General features: G+C 70.6%; 11 protein-coding genes and 1 pseudogene. 1 reads left to right on the forward strand and 11 read right to left on the reverse strand.

Annotated features, from left to right (window positions below; translation table 11 throughout):
* The 4 genes and pseudogenes from AB0M73_RS44850 to AB0M73_RS44865 form a co-directional block, all read right to left on the reverse strand.
* A pseudogene (locus AB0M73_RS44850) lies at positions 1 to 127 on the reverse strand (ribokinase); the annotation flags it as partial.
* Between the two features lie 5 nt (positions 128 to 132).
* On the reverse strand, positions 133 to 963 hold the full coding sequence (locus AB0M73_RS44855) for an ATP-binding cassette domain-containing protein (protein WP_363905479.1): 831 nt from the start codon (positions 961 to 963) through the stop codon (positions 133 to 135).
* Positions 960 to 1,940, reverse strand: coding sequence for an ABC transporter permease (locus AB0M73_RS44860; protein WP_363905482.1), 981 nt, complete (start codon positions 1,938 to 1,940; stop codon positions 960 to 962). The genes AB0M73_RS44855 and AB0M73_RS44860 overlap by 4 nt, the downstream gene beginning before the upstream one ends.
* Position 1,941: 1 nt before the next feature.
* The gene (locus AB0M73_RS44865; protein ID WP_363905485.1) at positions 1,942 to 2,952 is read right to left on the reverse strand and encodes a substrate-binding domain-containing protein; all 1,011 of its coding nucleotides are present in this window, start codon (positions 2,950 to 2,952) and stop codon (positions 1,942 to 1,944) included.
* A gap of 125 nt (positions 2,953 to 3,077) precedes the next feature.
* On the opposite strand from AB0M73_RS44865, the gene AB0M73_RS44870 reads away from it, so the two are divergent.
* The gene (locus AB0M73_RS44870; protein ID WP_043720760.1) at positions 3,078 to 4,079 is read left to right on the forward strand and encodes a LacI family DNA-binding transcriptional regulator; all 1,002 of its coding nucleotides are present in this window, start codon (positions 3,078 to 3,080) and stop codon (positions 4,077 to 4,079) included.
* Between the two features lie 66 nt (positions 4,080 to 4,145).
* Here the strand turns inward: AB0M73_RS44870 and AB0M73_RS44875 are convergent, their stop codons facing one another.
* The 7 genes from AB0M73_RS44875 to AB0M73_RS44905 all read right to left on the reverse strand — a co-directional run bounded on the left by AB0M73_RS44875 (position 4,146) and on the right by AB0M73_RS44905 (position 9,470).
* Positions 4,146 to 4,982: an NAD(P)H-binding protein gene (locus AB0M73_RS44875; RefSeq protein WP_363905488.1), complete on the reverse strand. Its 837-nt coding sequence runs from the start codon at positions 4,980 to 4,982 to the stop codon at positions 4,146 to 4,148.
* Positions 4,983 to 5,039: 57 nt separating this feature from the next.
* Complete coding sequence (locus tag AB0M73_RS44880; RefSeq protein ID WP_363905507.1) at positions 5,040 to 6,083, reverse strand: glycoside hydrolase family 76 protein; 1,044 nt, start codon at positions 6,081 to 6,083, stop codon at positions 5,040 to 5,042.
* Between the two features lie 81 nt (positions 6,084 to 6,164).
* Positions 6,165 to 6,836, reverse strand: coding sequence for an RNA methyltransferase (locus AB0M73_RS44885; RefSeq protein WP_363905491.1), 672 nt, complete (start codon positions 6,834 to 6,836; stop codon positions 6,165 to 6,167).
* A complete protein-coding gene (locus tag AB0M73_RS44890; RefSeq protein WP_363905494.1) occupies positions 6,833 to 7,351 on the reverse strand; it encodes a LemA family protein in 519 nt (172 codons plus the stop codon). The genes AB0M73_RS44885 and AB0M73_RS44890 overlap by 4 nt, the downstream gene beginning before the upstream one ends.
* Positions 7,352 to 7,361: 10 nt before the next feature.
* Positions 7,362 to 7,931 carry an orotate phosphoribosyltransferase gene (gene pyrE, locus AB0M73_RS44895; RefSeq protein WP_363905497.1) on the reverse strand — a complete coding sequence of 190 codons (570 nt, stop codon included), beginning with the start codon at positions 7,929 to 7,931 and terminating at the stop codon, positions 7,362 to 7,364.
* On the reverse strand, positions 7,928 to 8,707 hold the full coding sequence (locus tag AB0M73_RS44900; RefSeq protein ID WP_363905500.1) for an SDR family oxidoreductase: 780 nt from the start codon (positions 8,705 to 8,707) through the stop codon (positions 7,928 to 7,930). The genes pyrE and AB0M73_RS44900 overlap by 4 nt, the downstream gene beginning before the upstream one ends.
* A 46-nt stretch (positions 8,708 to 8,753) precedes the next feature.
* A complete protein-coding gene (locus tag AB0M73_RS44905) occupies positions 8,754 to 9,470 on the reverse strand; it encodes a hypothetical protein (protein ID WP_043730814.1) in 717 nt (238 codons plus the stop codon).
* Between the last annotated feature and the right edge of the window lie 173 nt (positions 9,471 to 9,643).

Raw genomic sequence — 9,643 nt, forward strand, 5'->3', positions numbered from 1 at the left:
CGTCGGTGTGGGCGCCGGCCCCACCCGCGGCCAACGCCACCGTCTCCGACTGCACCTTCACGCCGGCATCGGGTATCTCGGCCACCCGTTGCACCACGTCGACAGTGCACAGCCCGGCCAGCAGGATCCTGGTCACTCGGCCGACTTCCGGTGACTGCCCAGCCCTGTCGTCACAGCGTTGCGAACTTCTTCCACCACACCATCATCACCCATGCGCAGCGCGCCCGTGAGCAGGCCGACGACCTCATTCATCGAGCTCTCGGCCGGCTTGACCAGCGCGACCCGCTGGCCCAGCCGGTGCACGTGGACCCGGTCGGCGATCTCGAACACGTGCGGCATGTTGTGGCTGATCAGCACCACCGGCAGGCCGCGGTCGCGGATCCGGCCGATGAGCTCCAGCACCTTGGCCGACTCGGCGACGCCCAGCGCCGCCGTCGGCTCGTCCATGATCACGACCTTGGTGCCGAAGGCGGCCGCCCTGGCCACCGCGACGGCCTGCCGCTGGCCGCCGGACAGGGTCTCCACCAGCTGCGAGATGGACTTGATGTTGATGCCCAGCTGGTCGAGCACCTGCTGCGCCTCGGTCCGCATGGTCCTGGCGTCCAGGGTGCGCAGGTACCGGCCGCGCCAGCCGTCGAGCCGCTTCTCCCGGCCCATGAACAGGTTCGTGGCGATGTCCAGCGCCGGCGCCAGGGCCAGATCCTGGTACACGGTCTCGATCCCGGCCCGGCGGGCGTCCAGCGGGCCGCGGAAGTGCACCGCCGAGCCGTCCACCTTGATCTCGCCGGCATCCGGCACCACGGCCCCGGACAACGCCTTGATCAGGCTGGACTTGCCGGCGCCGTTGTCGCCGACCACGGCCAGCACCTCGCCCGGCAGCAGGTCGAAATCCGCGCCGTCGATCGCCGTCACGCGCCCGTACCGCTTGACCAGGCCCCTGGCCTGCAAGATCGGCTCGGTCATCGCTGCCTCCCTCGCGTGAACCGGTCCAGCGCGACGGCGGCGATCACCAGGATGCCGGTCGCCACGTTCTGGTACAGGTCGTCGATGCCGGCCTGGGTGAGCCCGCTGCGCAGCACCGTGACGATCAACGCGCCGACGAGCGTGCCGAGCACGCTTCCCCGGCCACCGAACAGACTCGTGCCGCCGATGACGACCGCGGTGATCGAGTCCAGGTTGGCCGTCTGGTAGGCGTTCGGGTCGGCGTTGGGCACGCGGCCCAGCGCCTGCCACGCGGCGATACCGTAGATCAGGCCGGCGATGATGTAGACGCCGATGACCGTGCGCTGCACGTTGATCCCGGACAGCCGGGCCGCCTCGGGCTCGTTGCCCACGGCGTAGACATGCTTGCCCCAGCCCGTTTTGTTCAGTGCGTACCAGACGACGAGAAACATCACGAGGGCCAAGGTCATGCCGTAGGTGACCTCGATGCCGCCGAACAGGTAGCGCCGTGTGCCCAGCCAGGACAGCAGCGAGTCGCTGACCGGCACCGACTCTCCGGTGTAGATCCGGCTGACCGCGGTGAGAATGGTCAGCAGGCCCAGGGTCACGATGAACGGCGGCAGCTTGACGTTGGTGACGAGCACGCCGGTCAGCGCCCCGATCAGGGTGGCCGCGGCGATGCCGACGATCAGCGCCAGCCAGGCCGGCGCGCCGCCGACGACCAGCTTGGCCATCAGCAGCGTGGCCAGCACGGTGTTGGCCGCGTTGGCCAGGTCGATGCCGGCGGTGAGGATGATCAGCGTCTGGCCCAGGGCCATCGTGCCGACCACCAGCGACTGCTCGACGACCAGCGAGAGGTTGTCGAGTTCCAGGAAAGTGCTGGTGGACAAGGAGAACACGACAACCGCGACGACAAGGGCGATGGTGGGGCCGACCGCGGGCGTGCGCAGCACGTACTCGCCGAAGCTGGCCCGGGTTCCGTTGGCGGTGGTGGCCATCTCACTTCCCCCAACAGTTCTGCAGGCCCCAGGTGGTGTCCTGGGACGGGATTCCGGGCACCGGCCGGTCGGTGATGACCATGGAGCCGGTGTTCTGGAAGCCGCTGGGCTTCTTGCCGCTCTTGGCGTACTCGACGGCCGCGTCGACGCCCAGCGTGGCCATCTTGGCCGGGAACTGCATGACCGTCGCGCCGTACTTGCCGTCCTTGACGTCCTGCACGCCCTGGCAGCCGCCGTCGATGGAGCCCATCACGACCTGGTTGAGCAGGCCACGGGCCTGCAACGCCGCGTAGGCGCCGCGGGCGGTCGGCTCGTTGAGCGTGTAGACGGCGTTGACCGTGGTGGCCCGTTGCAGCAGGTTCTCCATGCCCTGCTGGGCCTGGCTCTGGTCGCCGTTCACCGACTGGTGGCCGATGATCGCCGGATCACCGTCCTTGAGACCGAAGCCCTGCAGGAACCCGGTGTGCCGCTGCGTGTCCACTGTGGAGCCGGCCGTGCCGTCCAGCATCAGCAGCTGCGGCGGCTTGTCGCCGAGCACGGCCTTGACGTACTGGCCCTCCTGCCGGCCGGCGGCGGTGTTGTCGGTCGCGTACGTGGCGTCGACCGCGCCGGCCGGATCGGTCTCGGTGTCCAGGGCGATCACCATGATGCCCTTGTCCCGTGCCTGCTTGATCGCGCTGAGCACGCCGGTCGCGCTGTTCGGCGTGATCAGGATCGTGTTCACGCCGCGTTGCACCAGGTTCTCGATCGCGGTCACCTGGCCGTCGTTGTCGCCGTCGAACTTGCCAGCCAGCGACGTGAATTGTGCGCCGAGTTTGCCCGCCTCGGCCTGCGCCGCCTGCCGGAGCGCCACGAAGTACGGATTGGTGTCGGTCTTGGTGACCAGTCCGATCTTCGCCTGCGTGTTGTTCCCGACGGCGGTGGAGCCACCCCAGTAGCGTTGCGTCGTGCAGCCCGTGGTGGTGACGGCCAGGATGGCGACGAGAGTCCCCATCGTCAGGCCCATTCTCATGGTGGCCCTCCTGATCAGCGACGGTGCTGGTTGCGGCGACGCTAATTGCGGGTAAGGTCCACAGCAAGCGTTTGCGCAAACGCTTGCACCTGTTTCGATCACGAAGCGTCGCAAGGAATGCTGCCATGGTCACCATGAAGGACGTCGCTCAACTGGCCGGCGTGTCGATCACGACGGTGTCTCACGTCGTGAACGGCACCAGGGCGGTGGCGGCGGAGACCAAGGAGCGGGTCCTCGACGCCGTGGCCAAGACCGGCTACACCGGCGACGTCATCGCCCGGTCGCTGGTCACCGGCGGCACTCGGTCCCTGGGCGTGGCCATCTCCCTGGTCGCCAACCCCTACTTCGCCGAGCTCATGCAGGCCATCGAGAGCGAGGCCACCGCCGCCGGCTACACCCTGCTGCTGGTCGACACCCACGACGAGGCCGAAACCGAGGAGTACTCCATCCGGATGCTGCGGGCCCGCCGGGTGGACGGCCTGCTGCTCACCCCCTCGCCCGGCGCCGTCGCCACCGTGCTGCCGGAGCTCCGCCGCCTCAACATCCCCACCGTGCTGGTCGACCGCCTGCCCGGCAACCAGCCCATCGACCAGGTCGGCCCCGAGAACGTGCAGGCCATGTCCGCCCTGGTCCAGCACCTCGGCGAGCTCGGCCACCGGCGCATCGGCATGATCAGCGGCGCCGCCGGGCTCACCACCTCGTCCGAGCGAGCGCTGGGCTACCGCCTCGGCCTCGGCCGCGCCGGCCTGGCGTGGGACCCCGACCTCGTCGCCTCCGGCGAGTCCACCTCCGTCCAGGGCGCAGTGGCCCTGTCCCAGCTCCTCTCCCTGCCGGCCCCGCCCAGCGCCGTCGTCGCCGGCAACAACGCCATGATGGTCGGCGTCCTGCACGAGGCCCGCCGCCGTCAGCTCAAGATCGGCACCGACCTCGCCGTCGTCGGCTACGACGACGTGGAGTGGGCCGACCTCGTCGACCCGCCCCTGACCACCATGGCCCAGCCCATCGCCGACATCGGCCGCACCGCCGTCCGCATGCTCCTGGCCCGCATCAAGGATCCCTCTCGCGAGCCCCAGACCGTCCGCCTGCCGGCCAAGCTCATGCACCGCCAGTCCTGCGGCTGCGCCTGAGCTTGTCGCTCTACGTGAGTGGCTCCGGTAGCGCCTGGGGCGAAATGAGCCACTCACGTAGAGCCATCAGCTGAAGTCCGCCGCGTGGTCCTTCGCCCACTCCGCGAAGGTGTGGGCCGGCCGGCCCGTGAGCCTCTCCACGGTGTCGTTGACCAGCTCCGGGTTGGCCACGAACCCCGCGTGCGCCGCCAGCAGCCCGTCCACCACCGCCGCCGGCCAGCTGGCAAAGATCCCTCGCCGCGCTTCGTCATCGGAGATCTCCTCGAAGCGCACCGGCCGTCCGATGGCCGCCCCGATCGCCTGCGCCTGCTCCACCTGGCTGATCGCCGCCGGCCCGGTCAGCACCGGCCGCGCCCCGACCAGGCCGTCCTCGGTCAGCGCCCGGACGCCGACCGCCGCGATGTCCTTCTCGTGGATCAGCGCCCGCCGCGCCGCCCCGTGCACCCAGCGGACCACCCCCTCGGCCCTGATCTGCGGGGCCCAGCCCAGGGTGTTCGCCGCAAACCCCGTGGGGCGCAGGAACGTCCACTCCACGCCCGCCTCCTCGATCAGCCGCTCCATCATCGCGTGCGAACCGAGGATTCCTTCGGTGGCATCGGCGGAGACACCGTTGGCCGACAGGTACACCACCCTCCGGACCCGCTTGCCCATCTCCGCGATGACCGCCGGCGCCGCGTGATCGGCGGCAATGGTCGGCCACACCAGGAACACCGCGTCCACACCTTCCAACGCCGGTCCCAGGCTCCCCGAATCCGCCAGGTCCCCCGCCACGACGTCGACACCGGCCGGCAGCGCCGCCCGCTGTGGGTCCCGCACCACCGCCCTTGTGGCAATGCCCTTGTCCAGCAACTGCTTCAGCGCACTGCCGCCACCCCGTCCGGTGGCCCCGGTCACCAGGATCATGATTCCCCCTGCTCAGCCGACGATCGCTCCACCATGCAACCTCGACCAGGCTGGAGGTCAACCGAAGGCGGGATGCACGTCGTTGCGTTCGAGGGTGGCGGCGGCCTCGAAGAGCATCCAGGCGGAGAGTTGGACGGAGAGGTCGCGTTCGGGGCGGCGGCGGCCGGGGGTGGCGGGCATGACCCACTCGGGGCCGAACAGGGGGCCGCTGCGGAGGTCGACGCGGTTGCGCCAGGCGGAGTCGGCGGAGAGGTAGACGATCTGGGCGGCTTCCTTGTCGTCGAGGACGATGGCGGCGTGGGCGAGGTAGCGGGCGAGGATGCCTGCGAACAGACCGCCGTCGCCGCCGCCGTTACCGGGCAGGACGCCGCCCTCGCCGACCATGTGCTCGGCGACGGCGAGCACGGTGCGGCGGGCGAGGGTGGCCCACACCTGGTTGCCGGTGGCGAGGAAGAGCTCGACGCACGCCCCGAGGTAGACGCCCTGGCAGTAGGTGAAGGCCCATTCGACGATGCCGGAGACCTCGCCGGAAGGGTCGACGCGGAGGCCGTCGAGGACGAGACCGGTGTCGGGGTCGATGAGCCACTCGTCGATCCAGTCCACAATGGACATGGCGCGCTGACGGTCGGCGCGGTCGCCGAGGCGGGTGAACAGCATGGCGGCGGGGCCGTTGGCCGGCACGTTCTTGAGATTGTCCTTGGTACGCCACCAGATGCCGCCGCCGCCGTGGTCGGTCCAGCCGTCACGGAGGCGCTGCCGGATCTCGTCGAGGGCCTCGGGCCGGCGGATGTCGAGCTCCTCGCCGGCCCGCCACAGGGCCAGGCCGAGCCAGGCGATGTCGTCGTAGTAGCGGTTGAGCCATCGGCGGCCGTTGCGCAGCCGGATGGTGTCGATCAGCCGCGAGATGTCACGCAGCCGCTCGTCCGAGGGGGACCGCAACTGGGCGTCGACGAGGCAGTCGAGCAGGTGCGCCTGCCACCAGTAGTGCCAGGGCACGTGCAGCCGACGGCCCCACGCGGGCCAGCCGGTGACGGCGATGAGGGAGCCGGGAAGGCCCCACAGGCGCCGAAGGTGTCTGGTCCGCACGGCCCGTTCGGCCATGCCTGCCCGGGCAGCCCACAGCGCGGGGGAATCCGTCACCGACCCATGGTGCGCGCTTGATCGATTCCGCAGACACCGTGATCACCAGGACGTATGAAGGTCGGCGTGTTGCGCCACCCACGTGTGCATCACGATGCCGGCGGCGACACCGGCGTTGACCGACCGCGTGGACCCGAACTGGGCGATCGACACGACCATGTCGGCGGAGGCCTGGGCGGCGGCGGACAGCCCCGGCCCCTCCTGCCCGAACAGCAGCACGCACCGTCGGGGCAGCGCGGTGTTCTCGATACGCACGGAGCCGGGGGTGTTGTCCACGGCGATGATCTCCAGCCCCTGCGCCCGCGCGAAGGCCACCAGCGACTCGACGTCCTCGTGGTGGTGCAGGTGCTGGTACCGGTCGGTGACCATGGCCCCGCGCCGGTTCCACCGCCGCCGCCCGACGATGTGCACGGCCTGTGCGGCGAAGGCGTTGGCGGTGCGGACGACGGTGCCGATGTTGTGGTCGTGCTGGAAGTTCTCGATGGCGACGTGGAACGGGTGCCGGCGGCGGTCGAGGTCGGCGACGATCTCCTCGCGCCGCCAGTACCGGTAGTGGTCGACGACGTTGCGCCGGTCGCCCTCGGCCAGCAGCTCGGGGTCGTAGCGGGCGTCAGAAGGCCACGGTCCCTCCCACGGCCCGACGCCGACCTCGGTGCCGGCCGGCACCCACTCGGTCGGGCCCAACTCGCTGTCGGGCAAGGAATCCTCGCTCATCGGACCCGCCCGCCCGGCAGGAAGTACTGCGCCCGGCCCACCTTGCCCACACCGGCCACGATGTTGCTGGGGAAGGCGACGATCCGGCTGTTCAACGCGTGCACGCTGTCGTTGTAGTCACGGGATTCCGCCGCCACCCGCTCGTCGCTCTCGCCCATCTGCTCCCACAACAGCCCGAAGTCCCGGCCCTCACGCAGCCCCGCCGGCACACCGGCCAGGAAGCTGGTCAACTCCTCGTGCAGCCGGTGCTCGGCCACGCCCTGCGCGACCGGCCCGGCGCCGCGGCTGGCCATGGCCATCGACCGCGCCTGCACGATGGTGCTCACGTTCACGCCGCCGGCCTTGGTCACGGCGACGATGCCGCCGATCAGGTCGTGCCGGCGTTGCAGCTCGCCGTCCACCCGTTGCCACTGCCGCTCGACCGCCCCGCGCTGCGCGGTGAATCTGTTGTGGCTCAACGAGACGCCGAGCGCAGCGACCAGCAGCACGACCACAACGGCCAGGACAGCGAGCAAAGGACGTCTCCTACAGACCGAGATCCGAGAGATCGAGAAGGTACCGGTACTCCAGACCGGCCTCCGCGATGGCCTCACGTACCCCGGTGTTGCGGTCGACAACCGTGGCCACGCCGACCACCGTCGCGCCGGCCTCGCGCAGCGCCTCCACGGCGGTGAGCACGCTGCCGCCGGTGGTGGAGGTGTCCTCGACGGCCAGCACCCGCTGCCCGGCGACCTCGATGCCCTCGATCCGCCGCTGCATGCCGTGCGCCTTGGTCTCCTTGCGCACCACGAACGCGTCCAGCACGTCGCCGTCGGCCGCGGCGGCGTGCATCATCGCGCAGGCCACGGGGTCGGCGCCGAGGGTGAGGCCGCCGGCGGCGACGTAGTCCCAGTCGGCGGTGAGCTGCCGCAGCAGCTTGCCGATCAGCGGGGCCGCCGCATGCTGCAACGTCGCGCGCCGCAGGTCGATGTAGTAGTCGGCTTCAGCGCCGGAAGACAGGGTGACACGGCCGTGCACGACGGCCAGCTCAGAGACAAGACGGGCCAGTTCGGACTTCGCCGGAGATTCCACTCGCACGGGTCCACACCTTCTCATGTCCGGTCGCGTCCGGCGGCGACCCGCCCGGCGATCCTTCTCACCAATCCGCGCGGCACCAGCCGCGACAGCCCGACCACGGCCTTGTACTGGAAGCCGGGAATGCTGACCGCCTTGCCGTGGCCGAGGTCGGCCAGGCACTCGCTGACCACCTGGTCGGCGTCGAGCCACCACAGCTCGGACGTCTTGCTCATGTCGATGCCGGCCCGCTGGTGGAACTCGGTGCGCACGAAGCCGGGGGCCAGCACGATCAGCCGCACGCCGGAGCCGGTCAGCGCGATGGACAGCCCCTCGGTGAAGGCGGTGACGTAGGCCTTGCTGGCCGAGTAGGTGGAGCCGCGGCCGGGCATGAAACCGGCGACGCTGGACACGTTGATGATCGCCCCGGCACGGCGCGGGACCATGGTCGCCAGCGCGGCGTGGGTCAGCCGCATCACGGCCGTCACGTTGACGTCCAACTGCTGCTGCATGTCCTCGACGGGCGAGATCCAGAACTCGCCGGAGGTGCCGAAGCCCGCGTTGTTGACCACCACGTCGACCGGGCGGGAGGCGTCGCGCAGCCGGGCCTCCACGGCCGCCCGGCCCGCCTCGGTGCCCAGGTCGGCCGGCAGCACCTCGGCGTCGACGCCGAACCGGCGCTTGAGCTCCTCGGCCTGCTCGACGAGCCGGGACTCGGTGCGGGCGACCAGCACGAGGCGGTCGCCGTCGGAGGCGAACCGGCGCACGAAGGCGGCGCCGATCCCAGAGGTGGATCCGGTGACGAGACAGGTGGCCATGGCCGGCACGGTACCGGCGAGTCGGCGCCGGGCGTATCCCTCGCCGTCAGGCCGGGTTGCGGCCGCCGAACGAGGGCCGGTAGACCTCGCCGCCGCCGGGGTTGTCGTCGGACGCCTCGTCACTGGGCGTGTCCGCGTCGAAAGGGTCGACCACGTCGGCCAGCTCGCCGACGTCGCGCAGCAGCCGTTCGAGGCGGGCCGGGCTGGCCCCGGGCGGGGCGGCCGCGAGCACCCAGTCCTCCTCCAGCCAGACCACGGTGACGTCGCCGCCGATCTCCTCGGCCGCCTCGACCAGGTCGGGCGTGATGAGCATGCGGGCGGCGGTCAGGTCGGACACGAAGGCGTAGCGCTGGCCGACCGGGCCGAGCAGGTCGGGCATCTGTTCCCGCTGGAAGGGGACGCTGGGCAGCCACAGCTCGACCACGACGGGGTGGGTGCGGCGGCAGCGGATGCCGACCAGCACCGAGTTGACCTTGCCGCCGTTCTCCAGGTCGAGCACGTACACCTGGCGCCGCCCGTCGGCGGTGAAGGTGGAGCCGGCGACGACGTCGCGGGCCACCCCGCTGCCGTAGTAGGCGATGGCCCCGTGGTGCCAGCGGGTGGGCAGCACGTGGTCTGTCTCGGCGAACTGCCAGCCGCGCAACCCCGCCCAACGCCGTCGCTCTCGGTTACGAGCCGTCCGTTGGGCGCGGTCTGTCGCCAGCAGTGCCAACCCGGCCACCGCCAGGACGACGAACGCCGTGAACCAGACCCACGCAGGTATCACAACAGGCAGGGTAGCGGCCGACCGGCGGATTACGAAGATCACTAGTGGGTCAGTTCTCCCGCGAAGGGGTAACGATGAAGTCCGCGGTGCGGCTTCCCGTGATGCAGGGAAGGACGCCTTACCTGCGTTGAACGCAGGTAAGGCGTCCTTCCCTGCATCAGCCGGGGGCG

It is taken from the genome of Kutzneria sp. NPDC051319 (assembly GCF_040682195.1).
GTDB lineage: Bacteria > Actinomycetota > Actinomycetes > Mycobacteriales > Pseudonocardiaceae > Kutzneria.